At 59.9% G+C, this 17,671-nt stretch carries 20 protein-coding genes; 8 read left to right on the forward strand and 12 right to left on the reverse strand.

Annotated elements, in window-relative coordinates; genetic code table 11:
- The first annotated feature begins 8 nt into the window (after window positions 1-8).
- The 3 genes from K5K95_RS07575 to K5K95_RS07585 are packed head-to-tail and all read left to right on the forward strand — an operon-like array spanning window position 9 to window position 1,741.
- Entirely contained in the window at window positions 9-380 is a 372-nt protein-coding gene (locus tag K5K95_RS07575) for a YcfL family protein (RefSeq protein WP_222588953.1), read from the forward strand.
- A 23-nt stretch (window positions 381-403) separates the two neighbouring features.
- Window positions 404-994: a penicillin-binding protein activator LpoB gene (gene lpoB / locus K5K95_RS07580; protein WP_222590306.1), complete on the forward strand. Its 591-nt coding sequence runs from the start codon at window positions 404-406 to the stop codon at window positions 992-994.
- 3 nt (window positions 995-997) lie between these two features.
- Entirely contained in the window at window positions 998-1,741 is a 744-nt protein-coding gene (locus K5K95_RS07585) for a penicillin-binding protein activator LpoB (RefSeq protein ID WP_222588954.1), read from the forward strand.
- A gap of 54 nt (window positions 1,742-1,795) precedes the next feature.
- Here the strand turns inward: K5K95_RS07585 and rhtB are convergent, their stop codons facing one another.
- From rhtB to K5K95_RS07600, 3 genes are all read right to left on the reverse strand, one after another.
- Window positions 1,796-2,428 carry a homoserine/homoserine lactone efflux protein gene (gene rhtB / locus K5K95_RS07590; RefSeq protein ID WP_208670933.1) on the reverse strand — a complete coding sequence of 211 codons (633 nt, stop codon included), beginning with the start codon at window positions 2,426-2,428 and terminating at the stop codon, window positions 1,796-1,798.
- Window positions 2,429-2,568: 140 nt separating this feature from the next.
- A complete protein-coding gene (locus K5K95_RS07595) occupies window positions 2,569-3,150 on the reverse strand; it encodes a mechanosensitive ion channel family protein (RefSeq protein WP_222588955.1) in 582 nt (193 codons plus the stop codon).
- Window positions 3,150-5,060 carry an ATP-binding cassette domain-containing protein gene (locus tag K5K95_RS07600; protein ID WP_222588956.1) on the reverse strand — a complete coding sequence of 637 codons (1,911 nt, stop codon included), beginning with the start codon at window positions 5,058-5,060 and terminating at the stop codon, window positions 3,150-3,152. Before K5K95_RS07600 ends, K5K95_RS07595 begins: the two co-directional genes overlap by 1 nt.
- A gap of 50 nt (window positions 5,061-5,110) precedes the next feature.
- Here K5K95_RS07600 and K5K95_RS07605 point away from each other — a divergent pair, with 50 nt between their 5' ends.
- Window positions 5,111-5,575, forward strand: coding sequence for a TIGR02444 family protein (locus K5K95_RS07605; RefSeq protein WP_222588957.1), 465 nt, complete (start codon window positions 5,111-5,113; stop codon window positions 5,573-5,575).
- On the opposite strand, the gene K5K95_RS07610 is transcribed toward K5K95_RS07605, so the two are convergent.
- On the reverse strand, window positions 5,572-6,708 hold the full coding sequence (locus K5K95_RS07610) for an AlgP family protein (protein WP_222588958.1): 1,137 nt from the start codon (window positions 6,706-6,708) through the stop codon (window positions 5,572-5,574). The two genes, K5K95_RS07605 and K5K95_RS07610, sit on opposite strands and share 4 nt — an antisense overlap.
- A 192-nt stretch (window positions 6,709-6,900) precedes the next feature.
- Between K5K95_RS07610 and K5K95_RS07615 the strand changes: the two genes are divergently transcribed.
- Window positions 6,901-7,566: an FKBP-type peptidyl-prolyl cis-trans isomerase gene (locus K5K95_RS07615; protein WP_222588959.1), complete on the forward strand. Its 666-nt coding sequence runs from the start codon at window positions 6,901-6,903 to the stop codon at window positions 7,564-7,566.
- A 79-nt stretch (window positions 7,567-7,645) separates the two neighbouring features.
- On the opposite strand, the gene K5K95_RS07620 is transcribed toward K5K95_RS07615, so the two are convergent.
- From K5K95_RS07620 to K5K95_RS07650, 7 genes are all read right to left on the reverse strand, one after another.
- A complete protein-coding gene (locus K5K95_RS07620) occupies window positions 7,646-8,104 on the reverse strand; it encodes an Rsd/AlgQ family anti-sigma factor (RefSeq protein ID WP_064680385.1) in 459 nt (152 codons plus the stop codon).
- A gap of 176 nt (window positions 8,105-8,280) precedes the next feature.
- Window positions 8,281-8,829 (reverse strand): disulfide bond formation protein B, encoded by a 549-nt coding sequence (locus K5K95_RS07625; protein WP_222588960.1) that lies wholly within the window; start codon window positions 8,827-8,829, stop codon window positions 8,281-8,283.
- Window positions 8,830-9,093: 264 nt separating this feature from the next.
- Window positions 9,094-10,332 (reverse strand): heme biosynthesis protein HemY, encoded by a 1,239-nt coding sequence (locus K5K95_RS07630; RefSeq protein WP_222588961.1) that lies wholly within the window; start codon window positions 10,330-10,332, stop codon window positions 9,094-9,096.
- Window positions 10,329-11,483: a uroporphyrinogen-III C-methyltransferase gene (locus K5K95_RS07635; protein ID WP_222588962.1), complete on the reverse strand. Its 1,155-nt coding sequence runs from the start codon at window positions 11,481-11,483 to the stop codon at window positions 10,329-10,331. The genes K5K95_RS07630 and K5K95_RS07635 overlap by 4 nt, the downstream gene beginning before the upstream one ends.
- Window positions 11,484-11,499: 16 nt before the next feature.
- A complete protein-coding gene (locus K5K95_RS07640) occupies window positions 11,500-12,267 on the reverse strand; it encodes a uroporphyrinogen-III synthase (RefSeq protein ID WP_222588963.1) in 768 nt (255 codons plus the stop codon).
- Window positions 12,264-13,205 (reverse strand): hydroxymethylbilane synthase, encoded by a 942-nt coding sequence (gene hemC / locus K5K95_RS07645; protein WP_222588964.1) that lies wholly within the window; start codon window positions 13,203-13,205, stop codon window positions 12,264-12,266. The genes K5K95_RS07640 and hemC overlap by 4 nt, the downstream gene beginning before the upstream one ends.
- Before the next feature lie 138 nt (window positions 13,206-13,343).
- The gene (locus tag K5K95_RS07650; RefSeq protein ID WP_090178171.1) at window positions 13,344-14,090 is read right to left on the reverse strand and encodes a LytR/AlgR family response regulator transcription factor; all 747 of its coding nucleotides are present in this window, start codon (window positions 14,088-14,090) and stop codon (window positions 13,344-13,346) included.
- A gap of 459 nt (window positions 14,091-14,549) precedes the next feature.
- Between K5K95_RS07650 and argH the strand changes: the two genes are divergently transcribed.
- Window positions 14,550-15,944 carry an argininosuccinate lyase gene (argH, locus tag K5K95_RS07655; RefSeq protein WP_033060676.1) on the forward strand — a complete coding sequence of 465 codons (1,395 nt, stop codon included), beginning with the start codon at window positions 14,550-14,552 and terminating at the stop codon, window positions 15,942-15,944.
- 105 nt (window positions 15,945-16,049) lie between these two features.
- On the opposite strand, the gene K5K95_RS07660 is transcribed toward argH, so the two are convergent.
- On the reverse strand, window positions 16,050-16,709 hold the full coding sequence (locus tag K5K95_RS07660; RefSeq protein ID WP_222588965.1) for a glutathione S-transferase family protein: 660 nt from the start codon (window positions 16,707-16,709) through the stop codon (window positions 16,050-16,052).
- A 124-nt stretch (window positions 16,710-16,833) separates the two neighbouring features.
- Between K5K95_RS07660 and K5K95_RS07665 the strand changes: the two genes are divergently transcribed.
- On the forward strand, window positions 16,834-17,118 hold the full coding sequence (locus K5K95_RS07665) for a hypothetical protein (RefSeq protein ID WP_007894899.1): 285 nt from the start codon (window positions 16,834-16,836) through the stop codon (window positions 17,116-17,118).
- A 227-nt stretch (window positions 17,119-17,345) separates the two neighbouring features.
- The gene (locus K5K95_RS07670) at window positions 17,346-17,591 is read left to right on the forward strand and encodes a TIGR02647 family protein (RefSeq protein WP_222588966.1); all 246 of its coding nucleotides are present in this window, start codon (window positions 17,346-17,348) and stop codon (window positions 17,589-17,591) included.
- Window positions 17,592-17,671: the final 80 nt, after the last annotated feature.

Consider the following 17,671-nt stretch of genomic DNA (forward strand, 5'->3'; position numbering starts at 1 on the left):
AGAATTTCATGGGATTGAAACGCTTCGCCATTGTCGCGCTGGCCCTGTTGGCTGGTTGCGCTACCCCACCGCCACCGGAGCCGGGCAGTGCCGCCAGCAAAGTGCTGGCCACTGGACCGATTGAGGACGTGGCAATCGGTCCCATGCGCATGGCCAGGGAGAACGGTTTCCTGACAGTCAGCGCGCAGCTGAGCAACACCGACACCCACAATCGAACGCTCTATTACCGCTATTTGTGGATGGGACCGGAAGGTTTTCCCGTGGCCGAAGCCGACACGTGGAAAAGCTTGACCCTGTACGCCGGACAAACCAGTTTTGTGCCGGCTATCGCCCCCGTGCCACAAGCCGTGGATTTCCGCCTGGAGATCAATACGCCGTGAACCGCCCCCTTGAGACCTTGCCCATGTTTTTACGCGTTTCGTTGCTGACCCTGGCCGCGCTGCTGATCGGTGGCTGCGCTGAGAATCGCTCGCCTGTGCTAGGCAGTGGCAACATCAGCTACGGCGACCCGAAAGCTGTTGAACTGGTGACCAACGAATTCGGCTCGACTGACCTGCAGATGATCGCTGAAAGCATGACCCGCTCGCTCGCGCAGTCGGGCGTGCTGAAAGGGCGGCCGGTGGTTCAGGTCTACGACGTGATGAACAAGACCAGCGAGTACATCGATACCCGCGAAATCACCACGTCGATCAAGACCCAACTGATGCGCTCCGGCACCGCGCGCTTTGCCAGCGACAACACGGACATGCAGAGCCAGGTCGACCACCTCAAATTGCAGAACCAGAGCGGTTTGTACAAAAAAAGCACGGTGGCCAAAACCGGCAACATGATCGCCGCCCGCTACCGCCTGGAAGGCTCGATCAGTTCGATCATCAAGCGCAGCAACGACTACAAGGACGTCTTCTACAAATTCAGCCTGCAATTGGTCGACGTCGAAAGCGGGCTGGCCGAGTGGATGGACGAGAAAGAAATCCGCAAAACCACGGAGCGCTAAGCAATGCGTGCATGGATTGGCATCATGGCCCTGGCCTGCGCCGTTAGCGCCCAGGCAGCCCCGAAAATCGCCGTTACCGACCTTGCCTACGAAGCCAGCGTGGATCAATACGTCCACGTGATCTCGGCCCGGGACAACCATCAGCAGGATTATTACGGCGCCAGCGGCTCGTCCAGCTATGACGAGTACACGACGCAGAACAGCTATCTGGAACAGACCGAAATCCGTCGTTTCAGTGGCGACATCAAAGGCCAGATGCTCAAGACCGGCAGGTTCCAGTTGATTCAAGGCACGCCCTACACCGCCAGCGCCAAAAGCGATGTGTACGACGTGATCAATCGCATCAAGGCTGGCCAATTCGAAGGGGCCGAATACGTGTTGTTCGGCACACTGTCGGACATCGATTTCACCGAGGACATGAATGAACTGGCCAACACCGACAGCTACTCGGCGGTGCTGGCACTCACCCTCGTCGCGGATTTCAGCCTGATCAACACCAGGACGTACGAGATCACCTCGGCGTTCACCGCCATGGGTGAAGCCCAGGACACTAAACTGGTGAATGATCGTGATATCCACGTATCGGTGAACCGCCCGCGAGTGGTGCGGGACGTGTCCAGGTCCTTGGGCGAGGACGTGGCTCGCCAATTGATCGAACAGCTCGGGGATGGCAAGTATGTGCCGTCGGGGCAACCAGAACCACGCAATGACCTGCCGCCGGATACCGCGCCAGTCATTCTGCGCTGAACCCTGGAACGAAAAAGGCGACCTCTCGGGTCGCCTTTTGTATGGCTGATGGTTTTACACCGCGGCTTTGCGCAGAGTCGCCATAAACGCCGCAGCGCCGATAAACAATCCGGCAAACGTGCGGTTCATGCGTTTTTGCTGTTTGGGCGTACGCAACAAGCGCAATACCTTCGACGCCAGCCCGGTGTAACCGGCCATGACGATCAGGTCAACGCAGACCATGGTCACGCCGATGATCAGGTACTGAGCCAGCAGCGGCGCATGCGGATCAATGAACTGCGGCAACACCGCCAGCATGAACACCAGCGCCTTGGGGTTGCTGATGTTGACCAGGAATCCCCGGAACACCAACGCCATCGGCTTGCCAATCTGGCGCACGGCCGCGTCGTCGCTCATGTCGCTGGGCAGCGCGCGCCATTGCTTGACCGCGAGGTACACGAGGTACGCCACGCCAAACCATTTGATCGCGTAAAAAGCTGAAGCAGACGCCGTGAGAATCGCGCCAACACCGGCGCCAACAATCGCGATCTGTACCGCCAGACCTATTTGCAGGCCCAGGGCATTCCAGTAACCACGCCAGAAACCGTATTGCAGACCGCTGGACATCGACGCAATGGCGCCGGCACCGGGAGACAAACTGATCACCCAGCAGGCAGCAAAAAACGCCAGCCATGTTTGAAGCTCCATCGCACACCTCGACTCAGACTCGTATCAGACGTCTAAGCTAATGCGGCTTTGGGCCGATGACCACCGATTTTTTGCAGGATGTTGCGGCTGCCGACCAGCGTTTACGGCTTCAGGCTCGCAAATGCGGTCTATCAGAAGACCTACTTCTCAAACCCGCTCGAAGGAATCACATCACTGCCGCGCCAGCGTCGAACCGAGCGCTGGAAGAACAGGCTGTTGGGCACTTGCACCATGGCGCTACCAGTGCCGAGCTCTTGCGCTTCGATCAGCGTGGTGTAAAGCAGATTGATCGCCACGACCCGACCTTTGACGCCAGGCTTGTCGGTGGTGTCCACCAGTTCGACCACATCGCCGAGGCGGAACGGGCCAACTGTGAAGATCAAAACGGCACACAGCAGATTGGAGAGCACGCTCCACATGGCGAAGAACGCCACCGCCGCGACGGCCACAAACCCGGACAACGCCGTCCAGAGCACCGTCGCCGACACGCCAAGGCGTTCCAGCACGAAAATCAGCGCGCTGCCCATGATCAGCCAGCGCAACCCGCCGCGCAGCGGCATGAGCAACTGCGGCGGAAACGGGTAGCGATCGCCAAGACGGGTCAGGCATTTGGCGACAAAGCGCTGGGCGAAGTAGCCGGCCAGCAGGATCAACAGGATTTGCGCGACGAGCCAGATCGGCTCGATCCACACCGCCGGCAGTGGCAGCTTGAAGGCCTCCATCAGGACAGCGCCTCCAGCTCCGCCTGCATGCTTTCCAGCAGTTCCAGGGCTTCCATCCAGGCTTCTTCCAGCTCGGCTTCACGCACCTTCAGCTTGGCCTGTTCCGCCAGCAGGTCACGCAAATCGTTCTTGCGTGCCGGTTCGTAAATGTCGCTGTCGCCAAGACTCGTGTCGATCTTCGCCAGCTTCTCGTGCAGCTTGCCCAGCTCGGCTTCAAACTTGTCAGCTTCGCGCTTGTGCGGCGCCAGTTGCTGACGCAACGCAGCAGCGGCCTGGCGCTGGGCTTTCTTGTCAGTCTTGTCCGGATTGACCGGGGTATTGCTGACCGGGGCATTGCGCTGACGGTAGTCGACCAGCCAACGGGCGTAGTCTTCCAGGTCACCGTCGAACTCCTCGACCTTGCCGTCGGCCACCAGGTAGAAATTGTCAGTGGTGCTTTTGAGCAGATGACGATCGTGGGAGACCACCAATACCGCGCCACTGAATTCCTGCAGGGCCATGGTCAGCGCCAGGCGCATTTCCAGGTCCAGGTGGTTGGTCGGTTCGTCGAGCAGCAACAGGTTCGGTCGATCCCAGGCAATCAAGGCCAGGGCCAGGCGGGCCTTTTCACCACCGGAGAAATTTAGCACCGGTTCATCGATACGCGCGCCACGGAAGTCGAAACCACCGAGGAAGTCGCGCAAGGTCTGCTCGCGTTCGGTCGGCGCCAGGCGCTGCAAGTGCAGCAACGGGCTGGCCTTGGAGTCCAGAGAATCCAGTTGATGCTGGGCAAAGTAGCCCACGACGGTGTTCTCGCCGCGCGTCAGGCGACCGGACAACGGTTCGAGTTCACCGGCGAGGTTTTTGATCAAGGTCGACTTACCGGCGCCGTTTGGCCCGAGCAAACCGATCCGCGCCCCCGGAGTCAGTTGCAGCTTGACCTTCTCCAGCACCGCTTTGTCGCCGTAACCCAGACGAGCATCCGACAAATCAATCAATGGGCTAGAGATCTTCTGCGATTCGCGGAAGACGAAGTCGAACGGCGAATCGACGTGGGCGGCGGACAGTTCTTCCATCCGCTCCAGCGCCTTGATCCGGCTCTGCGCCTGACGGGCCTTGGTGGCCTGGGCCTTGAAGCGGGCGATGTAGCTTTCCATGTGCGCACGTTGCGCCTGTTGCTTCTCGTAGGCTTGCTGTTGCTGCGCCAGACGTTCGGCACGGGCGCGTTCAAAGGCGCTGTAACCACCGCGATACAGGGTGATTTTGCGTTGATCGACATGGGCGACGTGATCGACCACGGCATCGAGGAAATCCCGGTCGTGGGAAATCAACAGTAAGGTGCCGGGGTAGCTTTTGAGCCACTCTTCGAGCCAGATGATGGCGTCGAGGTCCAAGTGGTTGGTCGGTTCGTCGAGCAGCAGCAAGTCCGATGGGCACATCAAAGCCTGCGCCAGGTTCAGACGCATCCTCCAGCCACCAGAGAAATCTCCTACCGGGCGATCCATCTGTTCATTGGTGAACCCGAGGCCTGCCAGCAGTTTGCGGGCTCGGGCATCGGCGGTGTAACCGTCGGCGCTGTCGAGTTCCGAGTGCAGGCGGGCCTGAGCCGCGCCGTCATGCGCGGCTTCGGCCGCGGCGAGGTCTCGTTGCACCTCACGCAGGCGCAGGTCGCCATCGAGCACGTAGTCGACCGCCAGGCGTTCGAGCGTCTCGATTTCCTGGCGCATGTGGGCGATACGCCAGTCGGCCGGCAGGAAGCAGTCACCCGAGTCCGGGTGCAGTTCGCCCCGGATCAAGGCGAACAGGCTCGATTTGCCGGCGCCGTTGGCACCGATGAGGCCGGCTTTGTGGCCGGCGTGCAGGGTCAGCTCAGCGTCTTCTAGCAGACGTTGAGGGCCACGCTGTAAAGTCAGGTTCTGAAGTCGAATCATAATGGCGGCGGAGTCTACCAGCTTCGCTCGCAACTGGCGCGAGTAGCACTATGTCCTCTGACCTGTGGAGCTTTTCCCTGACCACCTACGCCCGTCCTGGGGTAGAACGTTCGTGCCTGCACTTGCAGTCGGCGGGCGTGAACGTGTGCCTTCTGCTGTGCGGGTTGTGGCTGGAAGAACGTGGCGTGACCTGTAACGAACAACGCTTGCAGCAGCTTCGCGATGTAGCGGGGCCTTGGGACGCGGATGTCGTGCAACCGTTGCGCGCTTTACGCCGGCAATGGAAAGCCGCCGCGAGCGAGGACGCCGGGCTGGATGAATTGCGCGAGAAAGTGAAGTCACTGGAGATGGAAGCCGAACGGCATTTGTTGTCGCGGCTGGAGCGTTTGGCGCTGCGTTGGCCGCAGTATGAGGCGACCGATCTAACGGCCTGGCTGGAAGGTGTGGCGGCAGGCGCCGCACACCTGGACCGCGACGCGCTGCATCAGCTGCGCGTCGCGGCAACCGGCACTTAGGAAGCGCTGGTTGGGGTGGTGCTGGTGCTCGACGCGGCGGCTGGCGTTGGCGCAGGCGTAGTTGTCGAGGTTGTTGCTGGCGCCGGAGCAGCCGATGCAGCAGGTGCCGGAGTCGAAGTCGCTGGCTTTGTAACTGGCGCAGTGGCTGGCTTGGCAGTAGCGACCGGCTTTTTCACGGCTGGTTTGGCTGCAGGTTTTGCAGCTGGCTTCGCAGCGGCGGGTTTAGCTGCAGCTGGTTTTGCGGCGGCGGGTTTTACCGCAGCTTTTGTAGCCGGTTTGGCTGCAGCGGTTTTTGCCGCGGCTGGCTTGGCAGCAGGTTTGGCAGCAGCAGTTCTGGCAGCCGGTTTTGCAACTGCAGTTTTAGCAGCCGGTTTGGCAGCGGCTGCTTTAACGGCTGGCTTGGCAGCAGGTTTGGCAGCAGCAGTTTTCGCGGCTGGTTTTGCGGCCGATCTAGCAGCTGGTTTTGCCGCTGCGGTTTTCGCCACAGCCGGTTTGGCAGCAGCAGTTTTTGCAGCAGGTTTAGCGGCAGCTGTTTTTGCAGCAACTGGCTTGGCGGCAGGTTTGGCAGCCGTCGCTTTAGCAGCTGGTTTGGCAGCGCTGGCAGCGACTGGTTTTTTCGCCGCCGGTTTTGCGGCAGCTTTCACCGGTGCCTTGGCAGCAGGCTTGGCCGGTGCTTTTGCAGCAGCCGGTTTGGCAGCAGCTTTCTTGGCCGGTGCCGCAGCTGGCTTGGCCGAACGCAGGGACAACGCCTTGACGACAGCCTCTTGTACACGACCGACGCCCTGGGCCAATTTCAGGCTTTCTTGAGCATCGCGCTTGAGTTGCAGAATGTAGCTGCGCGTTTCGGATTGACGATCTTTGAGGGCATCGAGCAAGTCCTCAAGTTCTTTCACCGCATCCTTGGCTTTGGTTTGCGCCTTGGCTTTTCCAGCTGCTGCGGCGTCCTGCAATTTGGTACGGGACTTGTGCAATTTCTCCTGCGCTTTTCCGCGCTGCTTTTCCAGTTTGGCGAGCAGTTTTTCAGCATCAGCCAAGGCTTGCGAACAAGCGGTTTCCAAATGCTCGAGCAGACTGCCCGAGAGTTGTTGGAGTAAGTGCAACGGGGTATTTACTGGCTTCTTGGTGGCCGACATGGTTTACCTCCTGGCTGACGTGGGTGCGGCTCATACTAGACCTCTGCAGACACCGCCGCTAGGGCATGTTGACAGTATCGAAAGCGCTGCGTTGCAACGAATCGAAAATCTTCTGCACTTGCGCAAAACCAGTTTACCTTCGAGCGCTTTCACACTGGCATAATCCACCGCATCTCAGGTCGGAGAGTGCCCATGTCGCGCTACCTTTTTTTATCGCTGTGCGTGTTTTTTTCCGTTGCCCAGGCCGCGGAAAAAACCACTGCAAATGACGCTCACGATCTCGCTTACAGCCTGGGTGCGAGCTTGGGCGAACGCTTGCGCCAAGAGGTTCCGGACCTGCAAATCCAGGCACTGCTCGACGGCTTGCAGCAAGCTTACCAAGGCAAACCGCTGGCGTTGAAAGACGAGCAGATTGAACAGATTCTTGCCCAGCATGAAGCGCAAGTCGCCGAGCAGTCCTCCGTCCCGCAAAGTGAAGTTGCGCTTGAAAAAGAGCAGCATTTTCTCGCCGAGGAAAAAGCCAGGCCCGGTGTTCGCGAACTGGCGGATGGAATTTTACTGACGGAGTTGGCGCCGGGCACTGGAGCGAAGGCTGGCCCTAACGGCAAGGTCGAAGTGGTGTATATCGGACGCCTTCCGGACGGCACCGTGTTCGACCAGAACAGCAAGCCGCAATGGTTCAGTCTCGACAGCGTAATCAGCGGCTGGCGCAGCGCCTTGCAAAACATGCCGGTCGGCGCGAAATGGCGACTGGTGATTCCATCGTCTCAAGCCTATGGCGCGGACGGTGCCGGCGACCTGATCGCGCCGTTTACGCCGCTGGTGTTTGAAGTCGAATTGCGCGGCGTCACGAGCTGATAGCCAGAAACGAAAAACGGCGCGCATCGCGCACCGTTTTTCAGCTTCCCTTTGGGAGGGAGGATCTTGCAGGGAAGGCTCAGGCCTGAACCGAGTCCTCTTCCTTGTGAGCGGTGTGCAGCACTTCGATCAGACAATCTTCCAGCTCGAAGCGCTCGTGCAGCAGCCCACCCAGCTCCTTGAATTTCTCCGCGACGCATTTGCCTGCATCACACAGATCGTTGAACGCGAGCAGCTTCTCGGTAATGACATCGATGCGCGGGTAAATGGTCTCTGCGAGTTCCAGACCACGCTTGTCGTTGAAGGCTTTGGCCTCCCCGGTCAGCTGTTCGTAGATCTCGAAGTGCCCGGCAGACACGTAGTCAACCAGCACTCCGCAAAATTCCTGCAAAGGTTTTCGATTTTCGCCCAAAGCCTCTGGCTTGGCACCGAGAGCATCGTAGGCTCGAACCAGTTCGTGACGCTCCTGCAACCAGCGATCGATCAGCAGATGCACTCCACCCCAGCGTTCCTGAGCATTCTGACAACTTTCGAGCATGGTGATCTCTCTTCCCTTGTGGGTCATGCTGCCCTACACCTGTCGCAGACTTGAAATCAAGAAACGATCAGGCAGAGCGTCATCGAGCAACATAATTCCAATGACACGTGCGGGCCAGATTATGCCCGCGCGACAATGGCTTCAAGGTACGCAGGAGATAAAGTTCATACAAGTGTTTAATCTCCCGCCGGCGCCCGGTGCGACGACGTGCCGCTGAGCGGTCGTTTGCAGGCAAGCCAGACAATGCGCAGCAGCTGATAGATCCCCAGGATCGTCATCGCCATGAACAGCAGCAGACTCCATTCCGGCAGGCTCAAATCGAACAGCGTCCAGGAGATTTCTGCGCAATCCGCGTCTCCGTTGAACATTTTCGTCACTTGGCACAACCACGGTAAGTCCTCATAAAACGCCCCGGGATTGACCGGACAAGCCGAGAGCTGCGACGGATCGCTCTGCAGTAAAACCTGTCGCCACGCGGTGACCGTACCCGCAAGACTGCAGAACAGACCGAGTAGCCAATAGAGGAAGTTCCCGAAGCGACCGGGGCCATGTACCGAACCCACCAGGCAGACACCAGCGAACAATGCCAGGCAAAGTCGCTGCAAAAGGCACAATCCGCAAGGCTTGAGACCGACCGCATATTCCAGGTAATAGGAAACACCCAAGGCCAGGGCACCTGCAATGAAAGCCATGAAAAACAAGGAGCGTGAGCAGGCCAAAAACATGGCTTATCCGTAACAGTAGAGACAGGCTGTTACGGTAGAGGAAAGCGCGCCAGCCTTTCAAGGCAGGCCAGCACGGACACTTCACCAAAAGTGTAGGGAATTCCCGACAGGAGCTAGAGGACTTGGTGTAGTCCCCTGTAGGACGATGCCTATCAGGGACTACAGCACCAAACATTCAAGCCGTTTCAGGTCGAAGAACAGGCTCAAAAATCAGCTCTCGTCCCGGTAGTAGCTGCGCAATGCTACAGCTACGGGGCACCGGCTTCAGGCGTAAACGGGAGCCGGCAGCGGTGCCGCCAACAAACGCTCATCCAGCAGCCCCAGACCTTCCTGAAACAACTGGTTGCTGCGTTCCGTGTCGCCCAGTTGCGCGAGCAACCGTGCCAGTTCGGCACACGCCTCGGGATTGCGCTGCACCCGCAAACTGCTTTCCAGATAGTCCCGCGCTTTACCCCACAGACTGCTCTGCAGACACAAGCGGCCGAGTGTCAGTAACAGGCTCGGGTCTGCCGGGTGATCCTTGAGCCAACCTTCGGCAGTGTGCAACTGACGCGCCGGATCGCTGCCGCGAACCAGGCCGTAGAGACGCGCCAGGTGACTGTTGTACTCACGCTTGAGGGCCGTGCGCAGAACCTCTTCAGCTTCGACTTGTGCGCCCAGTTGCCGCAATTGCTCTGCGTAGGCCAGCACCAGCTGTGGCTCCTGGCGCTGAGCGGAAGTGAGCTGCTGCCAGGCGCGGTTAAGCGATTGCAGTCCGACCGTACCGTCCTCTTCCTGACGCGCCGCCAGCGTAAGGTTTTCGCCCCAGGCCCGGCGCTCCAGCTCGGTCAGTTCGGCGGGTGGCAAGACTTTATCCTTGCGTAGCTCCGGCAGCAGACGAATCACTGCCGACCAATCGCCGCGCTGCTGGTGCAGGCGCTGCAACTGGCGCAGGGTCTGGACGTTATGAGGATGGCGCTCGTGCATCGCTTGCAGGGTCGTCAGGGCGCCTTCGGTGTCGCCTCGATCGGTCTGCAGCTGGGCATGGTTCAACGCGATGGCCAGTTCGGCCTGGGGCTGACGCTCAAGGGCGCGCTCCAGCAAGTTGTCGCTTTCCTCGTAAAGACCTTGTTCATTGGCGGCACGCGCCGCGCCGAGGTAGTAGAGCAGCGGTTGGCGCTCGGCTTCGGCGGCGCGATGCAGATGACGCTGCGCACTGGCCCAGCGCCCCTCGGCCAGGTCCAGCTGGCCGTGCTCGATCGCCACTTGCACCCGACGACTGCGATTGCGTCGGGACCAGGGATTGACCACGCCGCTGGACGTCGTCACCAGGCCGATCAACGCCTTGATACCCCAGAACACCAGCCAGAGCACCGCGACCAGCGCCAGGGTTGCCCACAGGCTCGCTTCATAGCGAAAGGTTTTGTAGGCGATCAACACGTAACCGGAATGCTCGGCGATCGCCAGGCCCAGCGCGGCGGCCGCCGCGATGACCAGGAACACGATCACATAGAGACGCTTCATGGCGTGGCCTCCTGCGCAGCGTTCGCAGCAGGTTTGGCCATTGGCTTGATCGAATCTTCGGCGTTCACATTGCGGCGCTCCAGATAACCCTGCACCGTGCTCAACGTTGCGGTCAGGTCTGGCGTTATGACGGTGACCGGCTGCTTGCTCAACTCGCCCACCTGCTCAAGCATGACTTTGCTTTGCGGGTTGTCCGGGTTGAAATTGCCTTTCAGTACGTCACGCGCCTCGGCCAGCGCCTGGGTATAAACCGCAGCCTGACCGTTGAGCGCGGCCCATTGCGCTTGCTCAAGCGCCAGGCTCAAGGCCAGACGCACCTGACTCAGGCTCTGCCCTGCCAGTAGCGGACGGATGTTCTTGTCGGCATTGAAGTCGATACGGATGTAGCGCGAAATCTGATCCCACCACTGCGCCCAACGACTGGCGCCATCGCCATCGGCTGTCAGGCCCAACAGCGACTCACCGCGATCCTTGTACTCGGGCGCCAGCTCAGTGAGGTTAATGACCTGATCACGCAAAGCGCCCAGTCGCAGGAACAGTCCGGTGCGATCCGGTTGTTCGGTGCTGCGCAGAGCCACCAGGGTTTTGGCCACTTGCTCGCGAGCGGCAAAGGAACCCGGGTCATTCTGTTCACGAAGAATTTCATCGGCGCCCTGCACCAGGGCCTGAGCGCTGCTGATGTCCTGCAGCGCGGAAAGGCGCAGGCTGGCCAGACGCAACAAGTGTTCCGCTTCGGCCAGACGCCAATCCTTGCGACTGGCACCGAGGACGGTTTCCAGACGCTGGTTCAGGCGTTGCTGATCCGCTTGAAGCTGAATCACCAGACGGCTGCGAGCGTCCAGTTCCTCGGCCGCGGGCAGTTGCTCAAGGCGCGCACTCAGTCGCTGCTCGTTAAGTTTCAGACTTTGCGCCTGATCGCTCAACGCCTGGACCTGGCTCAATTGCTGCTGGGTATTGGCTTGCAGGTGACGCACCTGCCAGACACCCCAACCGCCTACGGCAACACCGGCAGCGCCCAACAGCAGCGCGACGATTGCCAGCCCATTGCCCCGGCGCTGCACAGCAGCGGGTGGTGGTGTTTGAACCGGTGCATCAACCGGCGTATCAAGCACCGGCTGGACGTCATCTTTAGGCAAGGCTGTTTCGCTCACGTATCCATCCTTTGCATTAAAAAACGGGTTCGGGATGCTCCCGCAACGCCGTCAGCAAAGCCGCGGCACTGGCGCCACGACAATCCACAACTGTCAGGGCCCCGGCGGCACGTGCCAGCTCGGCGACCCTGGGGCTTGGAACAAACAACGGCAACCGCGCCAGCGCAGGCCAGGCATCACCCGCCAATTGGCGCAGGTGCTCAAAACCCTGTCCACTGCTGACCACCAGCCCGTTCAAGCGTTCCGCTTCAATCCGGTCAGGCAACGCCGTCGGCGGGTACTGAGGCAGCCCCCGACGGTACAACTCCAGATACTCGACACTAGCACCAAGCTCGCGCAAACGCTCAGCCAGCAACTCACGACCACCCTCCCCGCGCATGATCAACACGCGTGAAAAGGCTCGAGCGACAGCCTCGCGCAACGAGGGAAGTTCAAGCAAGGCTTCACTGTCATCGCCCTCGGCAGGAAAACTCACAATCAACCCGTTATCCGCGAGGACCTGCGCGGTCGCCGCGCCCACGCTGAACCAGCGTGGACGGGGTGGCTGCGGCCCATATAGATTCAGCAAGTCAACGCCGATTCGAGCGGCCGGCTTGCTGACCACGATCACCGCGTCAAACCGGTTCAGCCCCTGAATGACGTCGCGCATTGTGTCAGAGACCGGGATCGGGGCTATTTCCAAAAGCGGCAAGCTGCTGCTGAAAATCCCCACTTGCGCCAACGCGCCACTCAACGCCGCTGACTCATCCGCAGGGCGTGTCAGCAGCAGGCGCCAACCCGTCACTCGTGACCTGCCTCGCCGTAGACCGCTTTGAGGATGTCGTTGGCACCCTGGCTCAGCAAGTCTTCGGCGACTTGTACGCCCAAGGCTTCTGCGTCACCGCGCGGCGCACGGGCCTCGGCGCTGAGCAGCAGGCCGCCGCTCGGATCGCCCACCAGGCCGCGCAACCAGAGTTGCTCGCCTTCAAGCACGGCGTAACAGGCGATCGGCACTTGGCAGCCGCCATTCAAATGTTTGTTGAGAGCGCGTTCAGCGATCACCCGAGTGGCGGTGTCCTGGTGATGCAGCGGCGCCAGCAACGCGTGGATTTCGCTGTCGGCGCTGCGGCATTCAATACCGACTGCGCCTTGGCCACCGGCTGGCAGGCTATCGTCGACGCTGATCGCCGAGGTAATGCGATCTTCAAAGCCGAGGCGAATCAGGCCGGCTGCCGCCAGGATGATGGCGTCGTATTCACCGGCATCGAGCTTGGCCAGACGCGTGTTGACGTTGCCGCGCAGGAAACGGATTTCCAGGTCCGGGCGACGGGTCAACAATTGGGCCTGGCGACGCAGGCTCGACGTACCGACGATGCTGCCCGGTGGTAACGCATCCAGGCTGGCAAACGTGTTGGAGACGAAGGCATCACGCGGGTCTTCGCGCTCGCAGATGCAAAACAGACCGAGGCCTTCAGGGAAGTCCATCGGCACGTCTTTCATGGAGTGCACCGCGATGTCGGCTTCGTTTTCCAACAGCGCGGTTTCCAGTTCCTTGACGAACAGGCCCTTGCCACCGATTTTCGACAGCGGCGAGTCGAGCAGCTTGTCGCCGCGACTGACCATGGGCACCAGCGTCACGAGCAGACCCGGATGGGCCTCGATCAGACGGGCTTTGACGTATTCGGCCTGCCACAGGGCGAGAGCACTTTTGCGGGTGGCGATGCGGATTTCGCGAGAGGACATGGATCAATCCGTACTGAATAGATACGGCGGATAATAACAGCTCAGCCAAATCCACTTTGACTTGTATCAGACACTGCGCGGCCTCCCTGGCCTGAAATGTCCAGCAATCGGGTATGAAATCCGCCTGCGAACAGCGTATTAAAGCTGTTGCATCATTTTTCGCACGCCGGCCACATGGCGACGGCTGACGATCAGGGCGTCACCGTTCAGGCCTTTGAGGAACAGCTGAAAATGCCCCAGAGGCGTGCGTTGCAGGCGCTCGATACGCTCGCGAGCGACCAGTGCATTACGGTGGATTCGCACGAATCGATCGCCGAACTCATCTTCAAGGGCCTTGAGCGGCTCATCCAGCAGTACTTCGCCGCCTTCGTGGCGCAAGGTCACGTACTTATGGTCGGCAATGAAGTACACCACCTGACCCAAGGGGATCAGCTCAATGCCTTTACGGGTACGGGCACTGATATGGCTACGCGGACCGCTGCCGGTTTCGGCGGCGGGACGGGTCAGGGCTGCGAGCTGGACGCGATTGGGCCGCTCGGCTTTTTTCAATGCTTCTTGCAAATGTTCAGTTCGCACAGGCTTCACCAGATAGCCCACGGCGCTGGCCTGCAGGGCTTCCACGGCAAATTCATCGGGCCCGGTGCAAAACACCACGGCGGGCGGGGTTTCGCGTTCGCACAACCGGGCAGCCACTTGCAGGCCATCAAGGCCCGGCATACGGATATCGAGCAGCACGATATCCGGCTTGTGGCTGTCGATCAGTGCCAACGCCTCTTCGCCGTTCGTGGCGCTGGGCTCCAGGACACTGTATCCCTCAAGTTCGCCAACCATTCGGCTCAGGCGCTCGCGGGCTAGGGGTTCGTCATCAACGATCAGGACATTCATATTGCGCTGGATTCCTGCGTGAGTCTCGCACAAGGATAGCGTAGACAGGGGAAGTGACGTCCGTCACCGCGATCCACGCTAAGACTGGCGCGAGGGCCAAAAAGTGCCGCGAGACCGGCGGCTAAATTTTCAACTGCCGAATAATTGGAGGCTCTGGCCCGCGTTAGCGAGGTATCGCCGTAGGGATTGCCGATACACAATATGAACACCCCTCTTCTTATAGTCAGCGGCAGCGCCCAGAAGTGCGCTGATCCTACTGTCCAACTGTAGACGGTTGCCGAGACGATATTGCTCAATTGAAAAATATCGTTGTGCAATTTCCCACAAGGCCTGTCCTGAGTATGGACCGGGGGATGAGAAAAAAACGTGTCGACCAGTGTCAGCGACAGGATTGGCAACCCTGTTATTATCCGCGACAGCTTCCAACGACATTTTTCTCCAGCCGATACGAGCGAATTCATGAGCACTGACAAGACCAATCAGTCCTGGGGCGGCCGCTTCAGTGAACCCGTCGACGCCTTCGTCGCCCGCTTCACCGCCTCCGTCACTTTCGACCAGCGCCTGTATCGCCACGACATCATGGGTTCGATCGCCCACGCCACCATGCTGGCCAAGGTCGGCGTGCTGACCGATGCCGAGCGCGACAGCATCACCGATGGCCTGAAGACCATCCAGGGTGAAATCGAGGCCGGCCAGTTCGACTGGCGCATCGACCTCGAAGACGTGCACATGAACATCGAGGCGCGCCTGACCGACCGCATCGGCGTTACCGGTAAAAAGCTGCACACCGGCCGTAGCCGTAACGACCAGGTGGCCACCGACATCCGCCTGTGGCTGCGTGACGAGATCGACCTGATCCTGAGCGAAATCACCCGCCTGCAAAAAGGCTTGCTGGAACAGGCCGAGCGCGAAGCGGGCAGCATCATGCCGGGCTTCACTCACCTGCAAACCGCACAGCCGGTGACCTTCGGGCACCACATGTTGGCCTGGTTCGAAATGCTCAGCCGCGACTACGAACGCCTGGTCGACTGCCGCAAGCGCACCAATCGCATGCCATTGGGCAGCGCGGCGCTGGCCGGCACCACCTACCCGATCGACCGTGAATACACCGCTCAGCTGTTGGGCTTCGACGCCGTCGGCGGCAACTCGCTGGACAACGTGTCCGATCGCGACTTCGCCATCGAGTTCTGCTCGGCCGCGAGCATCGCGATGATGCACCTGTCGCGCTTCTCCGAAGAGCTGGTGCTGTGGACCAGCGCGCAATTCCAGTTCATCGATCTGCCGGACCGTTTCTGCACCGGCAGCTCGATCATGCCGCAAAAGAAAAACCCGGACGTGCCAGAGCTGGTTCGCGGCAAGACCGGCCGTGTGTTCGGCGCCTTGATGGGCCTCTTGACCTTGATGAAAGGCCAGCCACTGGCCTACAACAAGGACAACCAGGAAGACAAGGAACCCCTGTTCGACGCCGCCGACACCTTGCGCGACTCGCTGCGGGCCTTTGCCGACATGATCCCGGCGATCAAGCCCAAGCACGCGATGATGCGCGAAGCGGCCCTGCGCGGTTTCTCCACCGCCACCGACCTGGCCGATTATCTGGTGCGTCGTGGCCTGCCGTTCCGTGACTGCCACGAAATCGTTGGTCATGCCGTGAAGTACGGCGTGGAAAGCGGTAAAGACCTGGCGGAAATGAGCCTGGAAGAGCTGCGCAAGTTCAGCGACCAGATCGATCAGGATGTATTTGCCGTGTTGACCCTGGAAGGCTCGGTCAATGCCCGTGACCATATCGGCGGCACTGCGCCGGCGCAGGTCAAGAAGGCGGTGGCGCGCGGCCAGGCGCTGCTCGCCAGCCGTTAAGGCAAAAGCCAAGAACATCGCGAGCAGGCTCGCTCCCACAGGTTCAGCGTGATCCTTGTGGGAGCGAGCCTGCTCGCGATGACTGACTTCAGAAGCTTACAAAACTCACTTTTTGGACGCGACCATCGCCATAAACGCTGGCATCGCCGCTTCCTTGTCCGCTGCAATTTTCTTCACGTTCGGATTCTGCTCCAGACGCTCCAGCAGCGCCTTGGCTCCCGGCATATCGGCCAGCAGATCGATATCGAACAGCTTCTGCCCCACCGCACAGGCCAGCGGCACGCTGTACACGAAATACAAATCGGCAAGGCTCAGACGTTCCCCCGCCACATAAGGAGCGAATTTGCCGTGCCTGCCCAAGGCCGCAAACCCCAGCAACAGCTCCGCCTTGGTCTTGTCCTTGATCGCGTCCGGCACCTGCATGCCGAAAAACGCCTGGGGAAAACAGGCCCGAGCAGGCAACTCGATGTACAGCTCGATTTCCTTGGCCAGCGCCAGCACTTGCGCACGCTCGAACGGATCGCTTGGCAACAGCGGCGTGCCGGCCTGGCTTTGCTCGATGTATTCAAGAATCACGGCGGTTTCGTTGATAAAACCTTGCTCGACGCCCAGCACCGGCACTTTTCCGCGCGGGCTGATGGCAAGCGCCTCGGGGCTATTGCCGGCATAAAAAGGCACTTCTTCATACGGCAGTCCCTTCTCCAGCAGCGCCAGCTTCACCATGTTGTAGTAGTTACTGACGGGAAAACCATAAAGCTTGAGCATCACATAGCCTCCAGGCCGTGCGGGGTTGGCAGTGCCTGTTTATAGAACGCCATGGCGATTCTTGCCAGCAGCATCACAGCGCTGAATGCAGGTAAACTGGCCGCCTTAACTTGAGGAGCCTGCCATGAGCGAGCCAACTGATATCGAGATCGACGAAGAAGAGTTCGCCGAAAACACCCTGATCGAAGCCATCGAAAACCAGATTGAAAGCGACAACCCGCCAGCGGCCAAGGCCACCTTCAACAAGCTGACCCTGGTGGGTTACGAGCGTGAAGAAATCCTCAACCTGATGGCTCACGTGTTAGCGGTAGAAATCGACGCGATCCTGGAAGAAGACCGCGCGTTCAACACCGAATGGTACGAAACAGCGCTGCGTGCGCTGCCGGAATTGCCGCCGGAAAAGAAGTAAATCGGACACCGTTGGGAGCGTGCAACGCGCTCCCAACACAGATTGTCACGAAACATTCCTGCCTTCCCCCAGCCCCTGACTACACTGGTATGCACCCCGCTGCCGCACCACCCGCCGGGGAATGCTTCCCGAGGCGAAAAAACCCTGATGCAGGCACTGGACATGCCGCACGAGTGGGCTCACCTTAGGGGCGCTGTCGTCCAATTCCTAGAAAGTCTGGAGTCCTTATGTCGCTTACCCCTGAGTTGGTTGCCGAACTGGAAATCCTTGCCCTCTTCAACCTGGACAGTTCCCAGGAAGGTTTGAAAATTCATCAGACCGCTGCCCCGAAAGCCATTGCTGCCGCTCAACGCCTGTACGAAAAAGAACTGATCGACCAGCCCGATGGCGGTTATCTGACCAGTCTGGGTCGTGACGCCGCACAAAGCATACAAACCGTTCTGACGATTCTGAGCGTCCAGGAAACAGCCTGAACATCAACGCATCGCCCACGGAAACCCCTGCCACGGGATTTCCGCGGGCACACTTGGCTTCCTGCTGTCGCCGTACGATA

The organism is Pseudomonas sp. DR48 (assembly GCF_019823085.1).
GTDB lineage: Bacteria > Pseudomonadota > Gammaproteobacteria > Pseudomonadales > Pseudomonadaceae > Aquipseudomonas.